18 protein-coding genes and 1 pseudogene are annotated in these 20,193 nt (G+C 59.8%); 8 read left to right on the top strand and 11 right to left on the bottom strand.

Going from position 1 to position 20,193, the window contains the following annotated elements; translation table 11 throughout:
• Positions 1-2: 2 nt before the first annotated feature.
• Entirely contained in the window at positions 3-938 is a 936-nt protein-coding gene (locus JJ869_RS09115; protein ID WP_292266351.1) for a glyoxylate/hydroxypyruvate reductase A, read from the top strand.
• Between the two features lie 30 nt (positions 939-968).
• Positions 969-1,646 (top strand): ribulose-phosphate 3-epimerase, encoded by a 678-nt coding sequence (gene rpe, locus JJ869_RS09110; RefSeq protein ID WP_292266349.1) that lies wholly within the window; start codon positions 969-971, stop codon positions 1,644-1,646.
• On the opposite strand, the gene JJ869_RS09105 is transcribed toward rpe, so the two are convergent.
• Positions 1,643-2,077: a MaoC family dehydratase gene (locus JJ869_RS09105; protein ID WP_292266346.1), complete on the bottom strand. Its 435-nt coding sequence runs from the start codon at positions 2,075-2,077 to the stop codon at positions 1,643-1,645. The two genes, rpe and JJ869_RS09105, sit on opposite strands and share 4 nt — an antisense overlap.
• Positions 2,067-3,698: a long-chain fatty acid--CoA ligase gene (locus tag JJ869_RS09100; RefSeq protein WP_292266344.1), complete on the bottom strand. Its 1,632-nt coding sequence runs from the start codon at positions 3,696-3,698 to the stop codon at positions 2,067-2,069. Before JJ869_RS09100 ends, JJ869_RS09105 begins: the two co-directional genes overlap by 11 nt.
• A 91-nt stretch (positions 3,699-3,789) precedes the next feature.
• Here JJ869_RS09100 and JJ869_RS09095 point away from each other — a divergent pair, with 91 nt between their 5' ends.
• Entirely contained in the window at positions 3,790-4,809 is a 1,020-nt protein-coding gene (locus JJ869_RS09095; RefSeq protein ID WP_292266341.1) for an NADP-dependent oxidoreductase, read from the top strand.
• Here JJ869_RS09095 and JJ869_RS09090 read toward each other — a convergent pair.
• The 5 genes and pseudogenes from JJ869_RS09090 to JJ869_RS09070 all read right to left on the bottom strand — a co-directional run bounded on the left by JJ869_RS09090 (position 4,806) and on the right by JJ869_RS09070 (position 11,007).
• On the bottom strand, positions 4,806-6,338 hold the full coding sequence (locus tag JJ869_RS09090; protein ID WP_292266339.1) for an AAA family ATPase: 1,533 nt from the start codon (positions 6,336-6,338) through the stop codon (positions 4,806-4,808). The two genes, JJ869_RS09095 and JJ869_RS09090, sit on opposite strands and share 4 nt — an antisense overlap.
• A 38-nt stretch (positions 6,339-6,376) precedes the next feature.
• Complete coding sequence (locus JJ869_RS09085; protein ID WP_292266336.1) at positions 6,377-7,015, bottom strand: acyl-homoserine-lactone synthase; 639 nt, start codon at positions 7,013-7,015, stop codon at positions 6,377-6,379.
• A gap of 119 nt (positions 7,016-7,134) precedes the next feature.
• A pseudogene (locus tag JJ869_RS09080) lies at positions 7,135-7,853 on the bottom strand (LuxR family transcriptional regulator).
• A gap of 361 nt (positions 7,854-8,214) precedes the next feature.
• A complete protein-coding gene (gene ccrA, locus JJ869_RS09075; protein WP_292266334.1) occupies positions 8,215-9,501 on the bottom strand; it encodes a crotonyl-CoA carboxylase/reductase in 1,287 nt (428 codons plus the stop codon).
• 162 nt (positions 9,502-9,663) lie between these two features.
• Positions 9,664-11,007, bottom strand: coding sequence for a 1-acyl-sn-glycerol-3-phosphate acyltransferase (locus JJ869_RS09070; protein ID WP_292266331.1), 1,344 nt, complete (start codon positions 11,005-11,007; stop codon positions 9,664-9,666).
• 227 nt (positions 11,008-11,234) lie between these two features.
• On the opposite strand from JJ869_RS09070, the gene JJ869_RS09065 reads away from it, so the two are divergent.
• The 5 genes from JJ869_RS09065 (at position 11,235) to JJ869_RS09045 (ending at position 15,732) form a co-directional block, all read left to right on the top strand.
• Positions 11,235-13,211: a protein meaA gene (locus JJ869_RS09065; RefSeq protein ID WP_292266329.1), complete on the top strand. Its 1,977-nt coding sequence runs from the start codon at positions 11,235-11,237 to the stop codon at positions 13,209-13,211.
• Positions 13,212-13,290: 79 nt separating this feature from the next.
• Entirely contained in the window at positions 13,291-13,770 is a 480-nt protein-coding gene (locus JJ869_RS09060; RefSeq protein ID WP_292266326.1) for a hypothetical protein, read from the top strand.
• Between the two features lie 319 nt (positions 13,771-14,089).
• Entirely contained in the window at positions 14,090-14,323 is a 234-nt protein-coding gene (locus JJ869_RS09055) for an H-NS histone family protein (RefSeq protein WP_366510432.1), read from the top strand.
• Position 14,324: 1 nt separating this feature from the next.
• The gene (gene deoD / locus JJ869_RS09050) at positions 14,325-15,029 is read left to right on the top strand and encodes a purine-nucleoside phosphorylase (protein WP_292266324.1); all 705 of its coding nucleotides are present in this window, start codon (positions 14,325-14,327) and stop codon (positions 15,027-15,029) included.
• Between the two features lie 79 nt (positions 15,030-15,108).
• Positions 15,109-15,732: a hypothetical protein gene (locus tag JJ869_RS09045; RefSeq protein WP_292266323.1), complete on the top strand. Its 624-nt coding sequence runs from the start codon at positions 15,109-15,111 to the stop codon at positions 15,730-15,732.
• Here JJ869_RS09045 and JJ869_RS09040 read toward each other — a convergent pair.
• The 4 genes from JJ869_RS09040 to JJ869_RS09025 all read right to left on the bottom strand — a co-directional run.
• Entirely contained in the window at positions 15,729-16,577 is an 849-nt protein-coding gene (locus JJ869_RS09040; protein ID WP_292266372.1) for a DUF1989 domain-containing protein, read from the bottom strand. The two genes, JJ869_RS09045 and JJ869_RS09040, sit on opposite strands and share 4 nt — an antisense overlap.
• Positions 16,578-16,620: 43 nt before the next feature.
• Complete coding sequence (locus tag JJ869_RS09035) at positions 16,621-17,769, bottom strand: exo-alpha-sialidase (protein ID WP_292266322.1); 1,149 nt, start codon at positions 17,767-17,769, stop codon at positions 16,621-16,623.
• A 67-nt stretch (positions 17,770-17,836) separates the two neighbouring features.
• A complete protein-coding gene (locus JJ869_RS09030) occupies positions 17,837-19,006 on the bottom strand; it encodes a type III PLP-dependent enzyme (RefSeq protein ID WP_292266319.1) in 1,170 nt (389 codons plus the stop codon).
• A 531-nt stretch (positions 19,007-19,537) separates the two neighbouring features.
• Positions 19,538-20,193: succinate dehydrogenase iron-sulfur subunit (locus JJ869_RS09025; protein WP_292266317.1), on the bottom strand; the 656-nt coding region annotated here is incomplete at its 5' end.

Genomic DNA, 20,193 nt, shown 5'->3' with positions numbered 1-20,193 from the left:
CCATGCCGATCAACGTCCTCTTCGCCGCCCACGAAAAACGCTGGGCGCAATACGAAGCACCTTTGCGCACCGCTCTGGACGACATCGGTGTGGACTATTCGCTGGCGACCGACATGCCTCCGGCAGAGGTCGACTACATCGTCTACGCGCCCAACTCACCGGTGCAGGATTTCACGCCCTACACACGTCTCAAGGCGGTTCTGAACCTCTGGGCCGGGGTCGAGGACGCTGTGGGCAATCCGACCCTCAAGGTGCCCTACGCCCGCATGGTCGATGACGAAGGCCTGACCCAGGGCATGGTCGAATGGGTGACGGGCCACACCCTGCGGCACCACCTTGGCATGGATGCGCATATCATGAACCCGGATCACAAATGGGTGCCCGATGCGCCGCCCGTGTCTGCCGATCGCCCGGTCGGCATCCTCGGCCTTGGTGAATTAGGCAGCGCCTGCGGGCAAGCCATTGCGCGGCTTGGCTTTCCGGTCAGTGGCTGGGCGCGCAGCCAGAAACAGATCGGCGGCATCACCTGCCATACAGGCACCGACGGGTTGCGCGCCGTACTAAGCCAGTCGCAGATCCTGATCCTGCTCCTGCCCAGCACACCCGCAACGGAAAACACGCTAAACGCCGAAACGCTGGCAATGCTTCCCAAAGGCGCGTTCATCATCAACCCCGGTCGCGGCCCCCTCATCGACGACGACGCTCTCCTTGTCGCTCTCGACTCCGGCCACATCGCGCACGCCACGCTCGACGTGTTCCGCGTCGAACCCCTGCCGCAGGACCATCCATTCTGGGCACATCCCCGCGTCACCGTCACCCCGCACATTGCGTCCGAGACCCGCGCGCCCAGCGCGTCCCGCGCCATTGCCGAGAATATCCGCCGTGGTGAAGCGGGTGAGCCGTTCTTGCATCTTGTGGATCGGGACGCCGGGTACTAAGCCCGGCCCAACCTGTCAGGAGCTCCCGCCATGAAATTTGACCGTTCGGTAAAAATCGCCCCATCCATCCTGTCCGCCGACTTTGCCAATTTCGGCGCCGAGATACAGGCAGTTGAAGCACAGGGCGCGGACTGGATTCACGTTGATGTCATGGACGGCCATTTTGTACCCAACATCACCTTCGGCCCCGCGACCTGCGCTGCGATCCGTCCGCATATCAAGACGGTGATGGACGTGCACCTGATGATAGCACCCGTCGATCCCTACATCCAGGCCTTCGCCGATGCCGGTGCCGACGTGATCACCGCTCATGTCGAGGCTGGTCCACACATCCACCGCACGCTTCAGGCCATCCGCGCCACCGGTGCCAAGGCGGGCCTCGCCCTCAACCCCGGCACCCCGGCCGAGGCGGCTGCCCCCCTGCTCGACCTCGTGGACCTGATCTGCGTCATGACCGTGAACCCCGGCTTTGGCGGCCAGAAATTCATCCATTCCTGCGTGCAGAAAGTCACCGAACTGCGCGAGATGATCGGCGACCGCGAAGTGCATATCGAGATCGACGGAGGGGTCGATCCCTCGACCGCTCCGCTTGTCGTCGCCGCAGGCGCAGACGTGCTGGTCGCAGGCTCTGCCGTGTTCAAAGGCGGCTCGGTTGACAACCCTGCACCCTATGGCGAGAACATTCGGGCGATCCGGGCGTCGCTCTAACCCTCGACCTCGAACACGTTGATCCATTTGGCAACGATGGCGGGGCGGTCTGCCCCGTCGATCTCGACCGTGACATCCCATGTCACGTCATAACGCCCGGGTTTCTCCACCACTTCGGCAACGCTGAACCGTCCCCGTATCCGTTGCCTGGCCCTTACCGGGCTGACAAAGCGAATTCGGTCGAACCCGTAGTTCAACCCCAGCAGCATGCCGGGGATCTCGGGCTGCACATCGTAAGACATAGCCGACAGCATCGACAGGGTCAGGAAGCCATGTGCCATGGTCCCGCCCTGCGGGGCCATGCGTTCTGCGTCCAGATGGATGAACTGCCAATCCTCGGTCACATCGGCAAAGGCGCTGATCCGGTCCTGCCCAATTTCGTACCAGCGCGAAAGGCTTGGCGGCATGTTCCGCAAAAGGTCAGCGGACATCCGGCAGCACGTAATCGGCAAACTGCTGGCGCAGGGTGAGCTTGGACACCTTGCCCGTCGCGGTCAGCGGCAGCGCATCCAAGTACACCAGATCATCCGGCAACTGCCACTTGGCGAAATGCGGCTCCATCAGCGCGTGAATATCGGCCAGAGTCGGCTGACATCCCTGTTTCGGAACAACCACCAAAACCGGGCGTTCATCCCATTTCGGATGCGCAATCGCGATCACGGCGCAATTGGCAACATCGGGATGCGCCATCGCGACATTCTCCAGATCAATCGAACTTATCCATTCGCCCCCGGACTTGATGAGGTCCTTGGACCGGTCCTGAATGCTCAGATACCCATCGGGCGAAATGCTCGCCACGTCGCCAGTGCCGAACCACCCTTCAGAATCAATGGCGGCCTTGGTCGCGTCTTCATTGCTGAAATAGCCGGAAATGACTGCGTTGCCACGAACGTAAAGCTCACCGACCGCTTTCCCGTCATGCGGCAGGCGTTGCCCATCCTCACCGACAATCTTGAGGTCCACGCCAAACATGCGCCGCCCCTGCAAAGATTTCCGCGCCATGCGGTCCTCGAACGGCGCGTCATCCATCGTGTTCGGCAACTGGCCTGTCGTACCCACCGGGCTCATTTCGGTCATGCCCCAGGCGTGGCAGACGTCAATGTCCATCTTCTCGAAGAACTCGATCATGCTGCGCGGCGCGGCGGACCCGCCGATCACCACTTGATCCAGCGCGGACGGCGGCTTGCCGCGCGCCTCTATCTCGGCCCGCAGGCCCAACCAGACGGTCGGCACGCCCCAGCTTGCCGTGACCTTCTCGTTTTCCATCAGATCATAGAGCGACGGCCCGTCCAGCTTGCCCCCCGGCATGATCAGCGACGCCCCGACGATGGGCGCGGCATAGGGCATGCCCCAGGAGTTGACGTGGAACATCGGCACGACCGGCAACAATCGCGCGCCTTCGTGCAGCGAACGCGGCAGCGTCACCGCAATGAAAAGCGCATGTAGTACCGTGGAGCGATGGGAATACAGCGATCCCTTGGGATTGCCCGTGGTCCCCGAGGTATAGCACAACCCCGCGGCAGTCTCTTCCGGCAGGTCGGGCCAGTCAAACTCGGTCGCGTGTGGCGCGATCAGGTCTTCGTAACAATGCAGGTGCAACGCGGATGTCGGCATGTGGGCGGCATCGGTCATCACTACCAGCGTCAGACCGGACGGCAGGTGATCCTTCAACGCCTCAAGGATGGGCACAAAGGTCAGGTCGACAAACAACACCCGGTCTTCCGCATGGCCGATGATGTAAAGCATCTGTTCGGCAGACAGGCGCGGGTTGATGGTATGGCACACGGCCCCCATCCCGGAAATCCCGTAATACAGCTCGAAATGGCGATAGCCGTTCCACGCCAATGTCGCCACGCGGTCGCCCTGCTGCACACCCAGAGCATCAAGTGCATGCGCCAATTGCGCAGTCCGTTTGAGAGTCTCGGCATAGGTCTGGCGGTGCAGATCGCCTTCGGTCCGAACCGACACGATTTCCCCGGCGCTGTGGATTTCCGCCGCGTATCGCAGCAGTTCGATCACCGACAATGGCCGGTTCATCATCATTCCGTGCATCAAGCCCTCCCTTGCCTTCTGCCCTGTCGTTCCAGATACACTGGTGATCCGACCGATCACGCGCAACCCCTAACAGTGAGGAAGCAATCCCATGTCCGACACGATGTCCCGCATCACGCTGGCCCGCCGCCCCAAAGGCGCCCCTGTGCCCGAGGATTTCAAACTGGAAACTGGCTCGCTGCCCGCGCCCTCCGACGGTGAGGTGCTGATTGAAGTCACCCACTTGTCGCTCGACCCCTACATGCGGGGCCGCATGGACGATATGAAAAGCTATGCGCCCTCGGTTGATCTGGGCGGCACCATGACCGGTCAGGGCGTGGGTCGCGTGCTTGCAAGCAAGGCAGACGGGTTTGCCGAAGGTGACACCGTAACCGGCATGACCGGCTGGGCCAGTCACGCCTGCCTGCCGGGCAAGGACTTGCGTAAACTTGACCCTTCGCTGCCGCCTTCAACCGCGCTTGGTGTTCTCGGTATGCCCGGCCTGACCGGCTGGGTCGGCCTCAATGAATTCGGAAAGCCAAAAGCGGGCGAAACGCTGGTTGTCGGTGCCGCCACCGGACCTGTCGGGTCCATGGTCGGGCAATTGGCAAAACAGATGGGCCTGCGCACCATCGCCATTGCCGGGGGTGCCGAGAAATGCCGTCTGGCTACTGAGACCTTCGGCTTTGACGCTGCCATCGACCACCGCGCCCACGCCGACGCGTCCTCGCTGCGCAAAGCGATTGCCGAGATCGCACCAGATGGCGTGGACATCTACTGGGAAAACGTCGGTGGTCAGGTGCTAGAGGCCGTGATGCCGCTGATGAACGTGCACGGGCGCATCCCGGTCTGCGGCATGATCGCTTGGTATGGCGGGTCGAACATCTCAACCGAAAACCAGCTTCCCGGCATGTGGCGCAGCATTCTGGTCAAACGTCTTCAGGTGTCGGGCTTCATCATCTTCGACCATTGGGATCAATACCCGGCCTTCCTCAAAGATGTTGCCCCCAAGGTCGACAAGGGCGAGATTGCCTATCTCGAAGACGTGGCCGAAGGTCTGGAAAACGCGCCGGATGCCTTCATCGCCATGCTCAAGGGCGGCAACACCGGCAAGCAGATCGTCAAACTTTAGAAATCGGCTTCGACTTCAAGCGCCAAGGGGGCCGCGGGGGCGGCCCTCAGATCATCAACCTGCAACGGTCCATTGGGTTTCGACAAGCGGTTGCGCACCACCCAATACAGGCGGTTCGACGCCCGCGTGATCGCCACATAGGCCAGACGTTTCCACAGGGGCTGTCCCGCCTCGCTCCGTCCCATGCGGGCTGCCGCGTACAGGTCGGGCGCAAAGACCTGCACCTCGTCCCATTGCGAGCCCTGCGCTTTGTGGATTGTCACTGCAGCCCCATGCAGGAACGTCGCCCCCATCCGGGCGGCAAATGGGATGAACGGCTCTTCCTCGTCCGGCTTTTCGATCTTCACTATCGAGGCCGCCGACACCTGGGGGTCTTCGGCTCCGATCACATGCAACCGCGAAAATCCCGGTTTGCGACCCGGCCCAAGGTAGATCACCTGCGCGCCCTTGATCAGCCCCCGCGCCTCAAGGTCCAACCGTTTCTTACGGTGCTTGAGCGGCAATTCCAGCCCGTCACAAATCAGAGGCTCGCCTTCCAGCAGCGAATCCTCGGGCGCGCCATAGACCGACCGAAACGCATTGATCAGCCGGATGCGGGTCGCGTTGCGCCAGACCAGAACCGGTGAGCGCGCCATCAGATCAACCTCGACCCGTTGGCCAAGGACCACCCGGTCATCCGTCCGTGCGATGTCCTCGACCATGCGTTCAAACCCGTCGAAACTCAGGTTCGGATCGGCAAGCGCATGCGCCAAGTCCAGAATGGGGTTGTCCGCATCCTGCCGGTGAATGCGATTCAGGTTCAGCACCTGGCTGGGCGCAAGCGTATCGAACACCATCTTGCCCGACTGGTTCACCGGGGCGAGCTGCGCCGGATCGCCGAACAGCAGCAGGTTCGGGAAAATCTCGCGCAGGTCCTCGACCTGCCGTTCATCCAACATCGACGCTTCGTCAACAAACCCGATGTCCAGCGGATCTTCGCGCCGCTTCCAGCCGGTGATGAAATCCGACCCTCGCAAACCTGCCGCGGCCAACGCGGCAGGAACGGATTTGTGCGACTCGTAAGAGACCTGCGCCCGTGCGAGCGCCTCTTCGGTCAAACCTTCAATTTCGGGCTTGTCGCCATTGCCCATCAGCCATTCGGCGATGCGCTCGTATTCGGGGTCATAGACCGGAGTATAGAGAATACGGTGAATGGTCGTCGCGGGCACACCGCGCATCCGAAGCACAAACGCCGCCTTGTTGGTCGGGGCGAGTACTGCAAGCGTCCGACGGTCCTTGCGCCTACGGCCTTCGTAATCGCCTGAAACGACCTCGACACCTGCCGCCTGCAAGGACTTGCACAGCTCGGCCAGAAGCAGCGTTTTGCCCGATCCCGCCTTGCCGGTGATCGCCATGATCTTGGTCTTGCCGTCACGCGGCGGCAGCAGAAGACCATCGTCAAGATCGATGCCCGCTTCGCGCAGCATCTCGGCCACCGCATCATGCGCGGCGGCCTGATCTTCGGAATATGTAAGCGCAGGCAAGGTCATGCGCGGACCCTATAGCGCCCGCGCATCAGGCACCAGCGTCAGGCGGCGCTTACATCCTGTTGCGGCACCACGTCACCAAAGGACGCCTCTAACCAACCGCGTGAGACCTGCAACGGGATGCCCGCCACGCGCGAGACCCGCTTCTGCGCCGCTTCGCTGAAGTCCCAAAGTCCCACGCTGATCGATTGCCGCCCTTCGCCCTGCGTGCCCAGAACCTCCGGTGCTGCGCCGATCCGATTATAGATCCGCACCATCCGGGCATCGAACACGCCGACAAAGTGCTTGATCCCAAACCCTTGCATGATCTCGCCTCCGGCAAGCATCAGTGCCGCCGCCGTTCCGGGTTCAGCACCACGCGCAAGACAGAACCTCGTGCATTCCCAAATGAAAGGGCTCTGGAACGGCACGCCATCCGTCAGATCAAGGAAATGATCGTTCACCATCGTCCGTCCTGTCGTCGGCAGGAACCGCATCGACCCGCCATGCGACCCGGTCGCGGTTTCCCAGATCACGTAGAGCGGATTGAGATCGTCATAGTCGTCCCGCTCCTGCCCGCTCGCGTTTACCGTTACATCCCAACCGAGCCGGGTCTTGAATTGGTCTGCACGATCTTCGAACATGGTGCAGGCCAATCGCGGGTACTTGGCCAGTTGATCCCCGTAGAGATATCGAATCATGAGAATGTCCTCCGTTGCCGGGGAACACGCTCGTGTTCAAAGATGAATCGGTTCTTCAGTCAGCGTGCGTTGCGCCGCGTTCGAAGGATTGTTTCCCAATTGGAAACGGTTAGCCCGGATCAGACAACGATCTGACCCCGCGCCATCGCCCGCGCCACAGCATGGGTGGTGTTCATGGCCCCCAACTTGAACCGGGCGCTTTCGATATAGACCCGCAACGTATGTTCCGAGATCGACAGCGTTTCGGCCACCTGTGCGCGGCTGTATCCAACTGCAACAGCGTCATGGTTTCCACCTCGCGCGGCGACAGCGGTTGCGTGGGTTCCGGTTTGCGCCCCGGTTCCAGCCGCAGCGCGGTCTGGTTGAAGTAATGAGCAAAAAGGATCAGGTCGCGCCGATTAAGCTCGGTAAAGTTGCGCCATTGTTCATCGTCGCAGGTGTGACTGACCGTAAACAGGGCAAACTGCCCGTTTGGTCCGCGGATCGGGATCGAATACCCTTGATTGCCGACACCGTGCTCGATCGCGTCCTGCATGAAGGCGCGCGCTGCCTTGCCCGACCAGTCAAGCCGCTTCCAATCCACGGGGTGGAAACGCTGATAGCATCCGATCACGACGGGATCGATGCGCAGATATCCCTTTTCCAGATAGCGTGTGACCCATTTCGGATCATAGGTGCCGCAGCCATATTGCGTGCCGTTGCTGGACACCCAGTGATACACCATGTCATCGACAGCGTAGTGGTCGCACAGCCACTCTATAATGCTTTGCAACTCGTCAAGTTGTTCTGCCCCCTCCAACCGACCGATCACGTCGTCCAGTTGCGGCACTCGTTCCAAGAAGCCCACGGTCTATCCCTTTACCGCGCGCGCCGATCTCTGCTTCTGCAACCAATTGCGTATCGTCAAGTTTGGCTGCCAGCGCATCCAGATCATTCGCGACAGCGAACGTCTTGAGGTCGGTCAACACATCAATGATCCAGTCATGTCCCACAACACAGTCATCCTCAGATGGTTAACAAATGGTTAATGCAACTATAGCATGTGACGTTTTCTTCGCAAACTCCCTGATTCCAACTCCCCATTTATGGTGAGGACACGAACACTCTGAGCAGCACCCTAATTGCCCACCCTGAATACGAAAAACCCGCGCGCCTTTTGGCCCGCGGGTTTGTTCTAACATCCAGAAGTAAGCAGAACGTTACGATCTGGCGGCCAACGCATCCTCGAACGTGCGCAGCCCGGTCTTGGGGGCTTGAACGAGAACCGCCATGTTGCCGGGCTTGTGTTCATTGCGCAGCATCTTGGTATGCGCCTGCGGGATCTCGTCCCACGGGAAAACCTCGGACATGCAGGGGTCCAGACGACGTTCGACCATAAGCTGGTTGGCCGAGGCAGCCTGCTTGAGATGCGCAAAGTGCGAGCCCTGAAGACGCTTCTGGTGCATCCACATATAGCGCACGTCGAAGGTGCAGTTGAAACCTGTGGTGCCGGCGCAGATCACGACCATGCCACCCTTTTTGCAGACCAGCGTCGAGACCGGGAAGGTCGACTCGCCCGGGTGTTCAAACACCATGTCGACGTTATTGCCCTTGCCGGTAATGTCCCAGATCGCCTTGCCGAACTTGCGGGCCTCGTTGAACCATTCCTTGTATTCGGGCGTGTTCACCGTCGGCAGCTGTCCCCAACAGTTGAAGTCTTTCCGGTTGATGACGCCCTTGGCCCCCATGGACATCACGAAGTCGCGCTTGTCCTCGTCCGAAATCACACCGATCGCATTGGCACCCGCCGTATTGGCCAACTGGATCGCATAGGATCCCAGACCACCGGACGCACCCCAGACCAACACGTTCTGACCGGGACGCAACTCATGGGGCTGGTGCCCGAACAGCATCCGGTAGGCCGTGGCAAGTGTAAGCGTGTAGCAGGCGCTTTCTTCCCAGGTCAGGTGCTTGGGGCGCGGCATCAACTGTTGGGCTTGAACGCGCGTGAACTGCGAGAACGATCCATCCGGCGTTTCATAACCCCAGATGCGCTGCGTCGGGCTGAACATCGGGTCGCCGCCGTTGCATTCCTCATCATCGCCGTCGTCCTGATTACAGTGGATCACCACCTCATCGCCGACTTTCCAGCGCTTCACCTTGTCGCCAACCTTCCAGACGATCCCCGATGCATCGGACCCAGCGATGTGATACGGCTGCTTGTGGCCGTCAAATGGGCTGATCGGCACGCCAAGACCGGCCCAGACACCGTTGTAGTTCACACCAGCAGCCATCACGAGCACCAGAACCTCGTGACTGTCGATCTCCCAGGTATCGACCACTTCGACTTCGAAAGACTGTTCCGGCTCACCATGACGCTCGCGGCGGATCGCCCATGCGTACATCTTCTTTGGCACATACCCGAGCGGGGGCATCTCGCCGATCTCGTACAAATCTTTCTCAGGCGCATCATACGCCGCGATGCTGGTCTGCTGGTCCAGTGCCATCGGAGCCTCCATAGAGTCATGTTTTTCCGTGCCGCAATGCAGAATCGCGGCGTCTGACCCTGAAATAGGACCCTCCTTGAAATTATGCAACAAGATTTCGGTCTATTTTGTAATTTTATGACCGAGCGACTGCAGAAAAATCTTTGCACCCGCAGAATGCAGTCAGACGAGATGCCGGATCGAATTGGCATAGAACCCGGCAAGCGCTTCCTTGCCCGGCGCGATGCTGATCCGTTCACCGTCTTCAACCACAAGTCGCCGCTCTCTTAGATTGCGCAGCCCGAAATCCACGGCATAGTCCCGGTTGTTGCGCGGAACATGAACCTGCGCAGCCTCCAGACGTGTCAACATCTCTGTGTAGGCCAGTTCGAGATCAGGCCGCGACATGGCCCCGTTCGTCAGCAGCAGATGCGAGATCAACGGAACCGGCAGCACCGGAACCGCAGCCGCGATCCGCTCCATGATCGTGGCGGAAATCGCGTCCGGTGTGCTGGCCTCTTCCGGCACCTGACTGAGTGTCAGAGGTTCTCCAAAGCTGACCGCTGCATAGCCGAAGCGATGGAACTTTCCGGTGATCCGCAGCCAGATCTGTCGCAGGATCGCGAAGAACACGACACTGATCCGCGCCCGGAATTTGCGCTCTCCCTTGGCTTGGGCACGCATCAGGATGGTATCCTCGAGAACCCGGTCATAGTTCAGCGCAATCGGCACAAACACCACGTCCCGCTTTGCCGCCTCCGCGCCTTCGAGGATGTATTTCAGAATACCGACCTTGGGCGCAGCCAGACTGCCATCAAGGCTCAGCCCACCTTCGGGAAACACCGCCTGTGTCACACCAGCGCCGGTCGCCTGCTGCACGTATTTCGCCAAAACCTTGCGATACAGATCATTGCGCGATTTGCGCCGGATGAAATATGCGCCCATCGCCCGGATCAAACGCGACAGCGGCCAGACCCGCGCCCATTCCCCCACAGCATAAGACAAGGCCGACCGATCTGCAGCCAGATAAGTGACCAGCACATAATCCATGTTGGATCGGTGGTTCATCACAAAGACCACCGTTGCCTCGGGATCGACATTGGCCAGACCCGAATCCTGATGCACCATTCTCACGCGATAAAGCGATGTGCTCAGAAGCCGTGCTGCGCGAATGGCGAAACCGAAATAGGCCCATGCCGAAAAGGACGGCACGATTTCCTTGGCGTAACGCCGCGCCCGTTCAAAGGCCACGTCCTCGCGCACCGCTTCCTCTTTGGCATGATCGACAATCGCCTGTGTGATCTCAGGGTCGTAGACCAGTCGCTGGATCATGTCCTGACGCCGCAACAGCTTGAAAGGCTGGATGGGCCGTTCAAGCCGTCCGTTCAGCTTTTTGACGGCCCGCTCCATGCGGCGCCGAAAGAACCAGCGCACTGACGGAAAAAGGAAATGCGACGCAAAGGTCACTGCCGCGAACAGCAGGATCAAAACGAAGGCCCAAAGCGGTAATGTCACCTGCGAGGTCATGCGCACACTCTTGCAATGAACCCGGTCCGGGTAAATGACAAAGCACGTGCTCGGTCGCTCCGATGCGACAACGACTGGCTTTCTATACCAAGAGCCGTCGCATATGCTGTCGCGCAGCAACAAAAACCACGCCGCAGCGCGGCGAATTGACAGCGACATAAAGTTTCGCGTATGCATCGCACAACGCAACAAGATTACACACCCGAATCCCGCCTGACGGAGCCGACATGACCGACGCACAGACAGCCACACGTGACAAACCCTGGCTTATCCGCACCTATGCAGGACACTCGACCGCGCAGGCCTCGAACGCGCTCTACCGCTCGAACCTGTCCAAAGGGCAGACCGGTCTCTCCGTCGCCTTCGACCTCCCCACGCAGACGGGCTACGACAGCGATCACGTTCTGGCACGCGGAGAAGTCGGCAAGGTCGGCGTGCCCGTCTGCCATCTGGGCGACATGCGCACACTCTTCGACCAGATCCCGCTGGAACAGATGAACACCTCGATGACGATCAACGCGACCGCCCCGTGGCTGCTCGCGCTCTATGTCGCCGTGGCCGAGGAACAGGGCGCAGATGTCAGCCAACTGCAAGGCACCGTACAGAACGACCTGATCAAGGAGTATCTGTCGCGCGGCACCTATATCTGCCCGCCGAAACCGTCGCTTAAGATGATCGGGGACGTGGCTGAGTACTGCTACACTCATATCCCCAAATGGAACCCGATGAACGTGTGTTCCTACCACCTGCAAGAAGCGGGCGCGACGCCGGAACAGGAACTGTCCTTCGCCCTGGCCACCGCCATCGCCGTTCTGGATGAATTGAAGCCCCGCGTCCCGGCGGAAGATTTCCCCGCGCTCTGCGGCCGCATCAGCTTCTTCGTCAACGCAGGCATCCGCTTCGTCACCGAGATGTGCAAGATGCGCGCCTTCGTCGATCTCTGGGACGAAATCCTGGAACAGCGCTACGGCGTGACCGACGCGAAATACCGCCGCTTCCGCTATGGCGTTCAGGTCAACTCGCTTGGCCTGACCGAACAGCAGCCGGAAAACAACGTCTACCGCATCCTGATCGAGATGCTGGCCGTTACGCTCTCAAAGAAAGCCCGCGCTCGGGCGGTCCAGCTTCCTGCATGGAACGAAGCGCTTGGCCTGCCCCGCCCTTGGGACCAGCAATGGTCGATGCGGATGCAACAGATCCTCGCCTATGAAACCGACCTTCTGGAATTCGACGACCTCTTCGACGGCAACCCCGCCATCGACGCCAAGGTCGAACAACTCAAGGAAGGTGCCCGCGCCGAGCTTGCCAACCTCGACTCCATGGGCGGCGCCATCGGCGCGATCGAATACATGAAGGGCCGTCTGGTCGATTCAAACGCCGACCGCCTGAACAAGATCGAACGCAACGAGACCATCGTCGTCGGCGTGAACAAATGGGTCGAAGGCGAGCCTTCGCCGCTCCAGACCGAAGACGGCGGCATCATGGTCGTCGACCCAGCTGTCGAGCAGGAGCAAATCTGCCGCCTGAACGCATGGCGCGCCGAGCGTGACAATGATGCCGTGCAAAAAGCCCTCGCCGATCTGCGCGCCGCCGCCAAGGACGGCGCAAACGTCATGCCCGCTTCAATAGCCTGTGCCAAGGCCGGTGTCACAACCGGCGAATGGGCCGGCGAGATGCGCGCCGTCTATGGCGAATACCGTGGCCCAACCGGCGTGTCGAAATCGGTCTCCAACAAGACCGAAGGACTGGACGACATCCGTGAAGCGGTCAACGCCGTCAGCGACCGTCTGGGCCGCCGCCTCAAGTTCCTTGTCGGCAAGCCGGGCCTTGACGGCCACTCCAACGGCGCTGAACAGATCGCCTTCCGTGCCCGTGATTGCGGCATGGAGATTGACTACGAAGGCATTCGCCTCACCCCGGACCAGATCGTCACCGCCGCGCGCGACAACGAGGTTCATGTGGTTGGCCTGTCGATCCTGTCAGGCAGCCATATCCCACTGGTCGAAGACATGATGACCAAGATGCGCGATGCAGGCCTCGGCCACATCCCGGTCATCGTCGGCGGCATTATCCCCGACGAAGACGCCAAACGCCTGCGCGCGATGGGCGTGGCCAAGGTCTACACCCCCAAGGATTTCGAACTGAACGCGATCATGATGGACATCGTCACGCTCGCCGATCCCAAGGCAGTCGCCGCCGAGTAAAAAGGCAAACCGCTTTTCCGATGCCATGTCAGCGGGTACGGTGAAAATCGTACCCGTTTACAGTTTTGGAAAGACGTTGATGAAACATCTTATTGCAGCCGCCCTTGTTGCCATTTGCCCTGTTGCCGCTTCAGCGGAAACGCAACTGGATCGCCTTGAAACCATTTCGGAACGCATGAACGATGCCATGTTCGACGCGATGATCCGTATGGTCCAACAACAGGGTGGCAATCCCGAACCACTGCGGTCTGCAATTCCAGATGGAACATGGGACGCCGCATACCGGGATGCTGGCGCTTGCATGCTTGAAAGTTTCGTCGCCGCCTCAAGCACATCCGCCGTCGATAAAATGCTCGATGACATGGAAGCCTTCATTCCGAAGATGGCAGAAGTGGACCTCGAAAACATGAGCGAAGAGACCGATTTTCTGCCCGAAGGGATCTCAGAGGATTTCTCAATTTCGGTGAATATGGAATGTGGGCTGACGGACATCATGCTGGACCGGATGGAAAAATCGGGCTTCATGGCGGCGATGATGGCGGCCATGGGCGGGAATTGACGCTATATAGCGTCAATAAAAGATTGAGAATCTGACGCGAATTGGCGTCAGAAATCATTTCCAATGAGCTGACGCCAATTCACGTCAATCAACTCATCCTTGTGGAAATTCGAATTCCAAACAACCCTGTATAGGGCCAAATCGTGCCGGAACTATCGAAAGATGTTTCTCGAATTGACTTGCAGAAAAAGAAGAGTATTCCAATTTCACCCAACGAAAATAATGTCCTCTTGGAGGGAACTATGAGTATTGATCTCAACAACATGTCCAAAGAAGAGCTGACGAAGCTCATCAAGGACGCCGAAAAGCACTCAAGACAATCGAAACACGCCGTCTGACCGAGGCCAAAAAAGCAGCCGAGTCTGCGGCCAAGGAATACGGTTTCTCATTGGATGAACTCTTGGGAACGTCGCCGAAAAAAGGCTCCAAAAGTGAACCGAAATACAAGAATCCAGCCGATGCATCGCAAACCTGGACAGGAAAAGGCCGCAAGCCGAATTGGGTCAACGACGCGCTTGCCGCTGGCAAAAACATGGAAGATCTGAAGATCTGATATGACCGTTCATATCGGAGCTCCGAAGGGTGAAATTGCCGAAACCGTGCTGATGCCCGGTGATCCCTACCGCGCGAAATGGGCGGCGGAAACCTTTCTGAAAGATGCTCGACTTGTCAACGAGGTGCGCGGAATGCTCGGGTTCACGGGAACGTGGAACGGGCATCCGGTCACCATTCAGGGGTCAGGAATGGGCATGCCCTCGTTTTCCATTTATGCCAACGAACTCATCCGCGATTACGGCGCGAAAACACTCATTCGCATCGGATCGTGCGGCGGGATGCAGCCCTATGTCGGAATCCGCGACGTCATAATCGCCATGACGGCAAGCACGCTGTCCACACCGTCACGGGGGATTTTCAAGGAATTGAATTTCGCACCCTGCGCGGATTGGAGCCTTTTGCGGGCAGCTGTTGCGGCTGCCGAAGCCAAAGGCACCAAAACGCATGTCGGCGGCATCTATTCTTCGGATGTGTTCTACGACGAACGCCCCGATTTAAACGAACAGATGACCCGTCACGGCATTCTTGGCGTCGAAATGGAAGCAGCCGAACTCTACAATCTCGCGGCCCGCCACTCGGTCCGCGCCTTGGCGGTTCTGACGGTTTCCGATCATCTGCAAACCGGAGAAGCCTTGCCATCGGAAGATCGCGAACGCAGTTTCGGAGACATGGTCGAAATCGCGCTGGCCGCCGCTTTCGCATAATCAAAGACCAAGGCCGGGACATTCGACAATGTCCCGGTCTTTTCCAATTCCCGCCACATCCCTGTGTCACGAACATGTAATGCCGAATTGGATCGTGGACATATACACTCTGTTGACGACGCGCGTTCCAATCCCGCGCATGCTGTTCCTGTTCAGCGTGATCACCCTCTCGCTCTTCACACTCACCGCGCATCACCAAGCCGCTCTCAAGGAAATCGGCCTGGTTCTGCCCGTGATGTGTGCGCTCTTCGGGCATGTGGCAGTTGTTGCCGTCAAAATGCCGGACTCACTCAACACCTATGACCGCATTGGCATCAGAAACGCCGGGGGCAAACTGATCCTGATCTGGCTCGCGGCGTATGCGGTTGCCATTGCGCTGCCGTCCATGGCCGCGGCACAGGCGGCCTTCACACTGACGATTGCAGTCTATCTCTGCCTGTTCATCGTTGTTTTCTATTTCTACGAAGACGGCGACAAGGTCGGTTGGTTTGCGCGCGATTGGACCGATGGCCAACGCAACGCTGCAAATTGGCAGGTCGTGCGGCTTGTGGCCCTGATCCTGCTCAACGAACTTGCCGCCCGACACGGCACCGCGCTCGACTGGATCATCGCGATCACTCTGGGCCCGATCGCCCTGCACTACCTGATGTACTGGACAATTCTTGCCACGCATCCCTACGACAAGACCAGCCGCCCTGACTAACCGCGCCCGTGGCTCCGGTCATAGCCATTGACCGGCGGTGACGCCCAGCCATGCAAAGCGCCATCCGCAGGTTTCAGAACCTCAACCCGCAACGGATAACACGCCGCCACATCGCTGGTATGCTCGGCTGAACAATCCCCACCGGGACAGGCCGACAAAGCCCCCAGAAGATCGACCTCGGCAAAGAAAGTCAGATGGTCGCCCGGCCGCACCGGGCTGGCCTTCATGAAATATTGCCCGGTCTCCCGCGTGAAGCCGGTGCACATGAACACGTTCAGCACGTCATGCACATGCGGCTCGGCCTCTGCCAAAGACAGACCAGTGGCATCCGCGAGTGCCCGGGTCAGGTTTGAATGGCAGCAATGGTGGTACTGCACCCCCGACAGCAGGTTGCCGGTATACGGATCGCAGCGCGTGCCGATCACGTCATGTACCGACCCGCCGTAGGCGTCTATCCCGTACCAGCCCAGCGTGTCCTCAACGATCGTCGCCATCGGGCGCAGCGTCGGAAAGGACGACCACAGCCGCTCGCCTGTGGTCACATGCGTTCCATGCAGCGCGCGTGTCTTTCCGGAATAGAACCGCTCGGACAGGTCATGGGCGTTCCAGAGATTCAAATCCCCGACCTGTGGACCATCCACACTCACGATCCGAAAGAACGATCCGGCAGGGACACGAAAGGTACAGGCCTCACGCGGCGCGGCAATGGCCACGTCCACCACCTCCGCCCCAGCCAACGCCCGCGCGTAAAGCGCCATGTCCGGCACCGGCAGCGTGTCGTTGGGATAACAGATCACCGGCGCAATAGCGCGGCGGGCTTCGGCATCTTCAGGAACATGTGTCATGCCGCCATGATTGGAACCAGACGACGTCATGCACAAGCCCCGTTTAATGCGCGCGGTCCAACACCTCGACTGACAGAACCGTGGGCAAATGCCGCGCGATCTCGTTCCAATTGTCGCCTTCGTCGAAGCTTGCAAAGACCGACCCGGAATTGGTGCCGAAATAAATGCCCGCTTGCTCCCGTTGATCCGTCGCCATCGCCTGCCGCAACACGGTGAAATAGCATTGCTGCGGAAGCCCTGCGCGACAATCCTGCCACGTATCCCCACCATCGCGTGACCGCCACACGGCAGCCGCCGCATCCGGCGGATAGCGCCCGGCGGAATCCCCGTTCAAAGGCAGCGTCCACAGCGTATCCGGATCATGCGGATGCACGGCAACGGGAAAGCCAAAGGTAGACGGCAACCCTTCGGTGATGTCGTCCCAATGGCGGCCGCCATCACGTGATCGCCAGACCCCGTGGTGGTTCTGTTGATACAGCAGATCGCTGCCACCAGCCCGAACCATATTGTGCACGCAATGCCCGATCTCGCCATTCGACGGCGCCGCCGGGTGGTGATGATCCTGACAGGCTTCAGCATTCGACAACCGGTTGCGCCGCTCCCAGGTCGCGCCGCCATCCTCGGTTGCGAACACACCGGCAGCAGAGATGCCAATCCACATCTTTTCCTGAACATCGGGGTCAGGAACGATGGTGTGCAGCACCATCCCCGCCGCACCGGGGTTCCACGTATCGCGCGTCGGATGCTGCGAGATCCCCTCGACCATCTCGAATTGCGCACCACCGTCCCGGCTGACCAGCAATTGCGCCGGATTGGTCCCGGCATACAATGCGCCATGTGCGAACTTCACCGACCACACCGCCTTGAGACCCTCAAACGGTATAGGCTTGTCCTCCCAGCCGATCATGGCGGCAAAACCGGGATCATTGGCGGCCCACTCGTCCATCTGGCCCTTGGTCAGCTTCGTCAGGTCCCACGTCGCGCCGCCGTCCCGCGACACGAACACCCCGGCCCCGGACCAGTCGTTCCCGCCACCAGCCGCCAACAGGCCGGTCTCGGGATCACCGCTGACATGGTTTATTGTCCAGCCCTCGCAATGCGGGCCAGACAGCGCCCAGTTTGCGCGACTATCTTGCGATGTCAGAAGAAAAGCGCCCTTGGTCGTGCCGACCAGTACCGTAATATCCGCCATGATGCCCTCCCGCAGATGGCGGGAGGGTACTCCTCTTGGCCGAGTCTCGATAGCACGAAGTGCGCTATCAGATCGCGATCACGTCAAGCGGCGGGAAGCCGTTGAAGCCAACCGACGCATAGGTCGAGGTATAGGCGCCGCAGTTACGGATCACGATGCGGTCGCCCGATTGCAGACCCAGTGGCAATTGCACTGGCTGCTTTTCGTACAGAACGTCGGCGCTGTCGCAGGACGGACCGGCCAGAATGCAGGCGCCGGTCGGCTCGTGGTCACGGTCGGTGATGAACTGGTAGCGGATCGCTTCGTCCATGGTTTCCGCGAGGCCCGAGAACTTGCCGATATCCAGATACACCCAACGGTGCAGTTCGCTGTCCGACTTGCGCGACACAAGCAGCACTTCGGCAGCAATCGCACCCGCTTCGGCCACAAGGCCACGACCCGGCTCTGCCATGATCGACGGGATCTCACCGAACTTATCGTGGATCTGGCGCATCACGTCCGACGCGTAGGTCTGCGGCGCGTCAAGCTCCTGACCGTAGAAGGCCGGGAAACCGCCACCGATATTGAGCAGCGACAGGTCGAAACCATCCGCCTTCAACCCGTGCCAAACCTCTGCCACCTGATCCAGCGTTTCGCCCCACATTTCGGCGCGGCGGGTCTGCGACCCCACGTGGAACGACAGGCCCACCGGCTTGAGACCGAGGTCAATGGCCAGACGGAAGAGCGACGGCGTCTTGTCCAGTGCACAGCCGAACTTGCGCGACAGCGGCCAGTCAGCGTGCAGCGACCCCACGATCAGGCGGATATAGACCTCTGCACCGGGCGCGTGCTGCGCCAGCTTGTGCAGCTCTTCTTCCGAGTCGGCGGCGAAATGCGTGATCCCGATCTCATGCGCCCAGGCGATGTCGGACGGACGTTTGATGGTGTTGCCGAAGGACACGCGCGACGCATCCGCACCGGCGTTCAGGCACATCTCGATTTCGGCCCGCGATGCCGCGTCAAAGTTGCTGCCCAGCGCAACCAGCGTTCGCAGGATTTCCGGCGCCGGGTTCGCCTTGACGGCATAGTGGATCCGCGCACGACCCAAGCCCTGTGCCAGAGCCGCATATTGGCGCGCAACGGCTTGGGTGTCGATCACGAGCGTCGGACGCTCAAAACGGTGGCTCAGGATGAAAGCCTCTGCACGAGAGACAGAAGTTTCTTCGCGGGCGGAAAGCCCGGTTACGTATGCGTTCATTGGTCATCTCCAATAGACCCGGCCATTCCGATTGCTCGGCACAGACCGCTCACTTCTTTCAGAGACGTTACCGTCGCTACGTAACCGCGTGGGTGCAGGTCCTGCTTGCCCACCTCGCCAGAGGCGCGTGCGTTGGCGTCACTAAGCGGGGAAATGGAGTCGAATTCGAGTCGGTGCAATAGAAAATATTGCGCTGCCAAAAATTTTTTTGGTCAGCGTTACCGTCGCAAACACAGCACAGGGCTATCATCCGACGCCATCTCTGCTCCACAGAACGCACAGCGCCATTGTCCCGGAGCAGTGCGTCTCCAGCGACATTCCCGCGTCAACGTCGTCGTCCTGCGCCGCCAGTACAGGTAAGCCAGCACACCGAGCAAGAGAAGGATCAGGAGGAGGGGCATGGGAGCTGTGTAGTCATCTCATCGAATACGACGCAACCAATCTGCAGAAAACGAAACGGGGCTGGCACAATCACCAGCCCCGTTATCACACCAATTTTACCAGATGGTAAAATCGCGGTTCAGTAGGCCATCAAACGTGCCGCTCGACCATCATCTTCTTGATCTCGGCGATCGCCTTGGCCGGGTTCAGACCCTTCGGGCAGGTCTTGGCGCAGTTCATGATCGTGTGGCAGCGATACAGCTTGAACGGATCTTCCAGCTCGTCCAACCGCTCACCGGTGGCTTCGTCACGGCTGTCGATGATCCAACGATAGGCGTGCAGCAAAGCGGCTGGTCCAAGATAGCGGTCGCCGTTCCACCAGTAGGACGGGCAGGATGTCGAACATGAAGCGCACATCACGCATTCATAAAGACCGTCCAGCTTTTTGCGATCCTCGATGGACTGCTTCCATTCCTTGGCAGGGCGGTTTGTCTTGGTTTCCAGCCACGGCATGATCGACGCGTGCTGCGCGTAGAAATGCGTCAGGTCAGGGATCAAATCCTTGACCACCGGCATGTGCGGAAGCGGATAGATCTTCACGTCGCCCTTGATCTCGTCGAGGCCATAGATACAGGCCAGCGTGTTGATCCCGTCGATATTCATCGCGCATGATCCGCAGATGCCTTCGCGGCAGGACCGGCGGAAGGTCAGCGTCGGGTCGATCTCGTTCTTGATCTTGATCAGCGCATCCAGAACCATCGGACCACATTTGTCCATGTCGACGAAATACGTGTCGACACGGGGGT

The organism is Marivita sp. (assembly GCF_017643905.1).
Taxonomy (GTDB): Bacteria; Pseudomonadota; Alphaproteobacteria; order Rhodobacterales; family Rhodobacteraceae; genus Marivita.
Note: the sequence above shows the minus strand (reverse complement) of the source record. Positions and strands in the feature narration are given on the sequence as shown.

Excerpts from the sequence above, each read along its gene's own strand:
- JJ869_RS09030 (WP_292266319.1), bottom strand. The coding sequence starts at position 19,006 with ATGAACGCATACGTAACCGGGCTTTCCGCCCGCGAAGAAACTTCTGTC.
- JJ869_RS09085 (WP_292266336.1), bottom strand. The coding sequence starts at position 7,015 with ATGATTCGATATCTCTACGGGGATCAACTGGCCAAGTACCCGCGATTG.
- JJ869_RS09060 (WP_292266326.1), top strand. The coding sequence starts at position 13,291 with ATGAAACATCTTATTGCAGCCGCCCTTGTTGCCATTTGCCCTGTTGCC.
- JJ869_RS09040 (WP_292266372.1), bottom strand. The coding sequence starts at position 16,577 with ATGACACATGTTCCTGAAGATGCCGAAGCCCGCCGCGCTATTGCGCCG.
- rpe (WP_292266349.1), top strand. The coding sequence starts at position 969 with ATGAAATTTGACCGTTCGGTAAAAATCGCCCCATCCATCCTGTCCGCC.
- JJ869_RS09105 (WP_292266346.1), bottom strand. The coding sequence starts at position 2,077 with ATGTCCGCTGACCTTTTGCGGAACATGCCGCCAAGCCTTTCGCGCTGG.
- JJ869_RS09065 (WP_292266329.1), top strand. The coding sequence starts at position 11,235 with ATGACCGACGCACAGACAGCCACACGTGACAAACCCTGGCTTATCCGC.
- JJ869_RS09045 (WP_292266323.1), top strand. The coding sequence starts at position 15,109 with ATGCCGAATTGGATCGTGGACATATACACTCTGTTGACGACGCGCGTT.
- JJ869_RS09070 (WP_292266331.1), bottom strand. The coding sequence starts at position 11,007 with ATGACCTCGCAGGTGACATTACCGCTTTGGGCCTTCGTTTTGATCCTG.
- JJ869_RS09115 (WP_292266351.1), top strand. The coding sequence starts at position 3 with ATGCCGATCAACGTCCTCTTCGCCGCCCACGAAAAACGCTGGGCGCAA.
- ccrA (WP_292266334.1), bottom strand. The coding sequence starts at position 9,501 with ATGGCACTGGACCAGCAGACCAGCATCGCGGCGTATGATGCGCCTGAG.
- JJ869_RS09035 (WP_292266322.1), bottom strand. The coding sequence starts at position 17,769 with ATGGCGGATATTACGGTACTGGTCGGCACGACCAAGGGCGCTTTTCTT.
- JJ869_RS09100 (WP_292266344.1), bottom strand. The coding sequence starts at position 3,698 with ATGCACGGAATGATGATGAACCGGCCATTGTCGGTGATCGAACTGCTG.
- JJ869_RS09090 (WP_292266339.1), bottom strand. The coding sequence starts at position 6,338 with ATGACCTTGCCTGCGCTTACATATTCCGAAGATCAGGCCGCCGCGCAT.
- deoD (WP_292266324.1), top strand. The coding sequence starts at position 14,325 with ATGACCGTTCATATCGGAGCTCCGAAGGGTGAAATTGCCGAAACCGTG.
- JJ869_RS09095 (WP_292266341.1), top strand. The coding sequence starts at position 3,790 with ATGTCCGACACGATGTCCCGCATCACGCTGGCCCGCCGCCCCAAAGGC.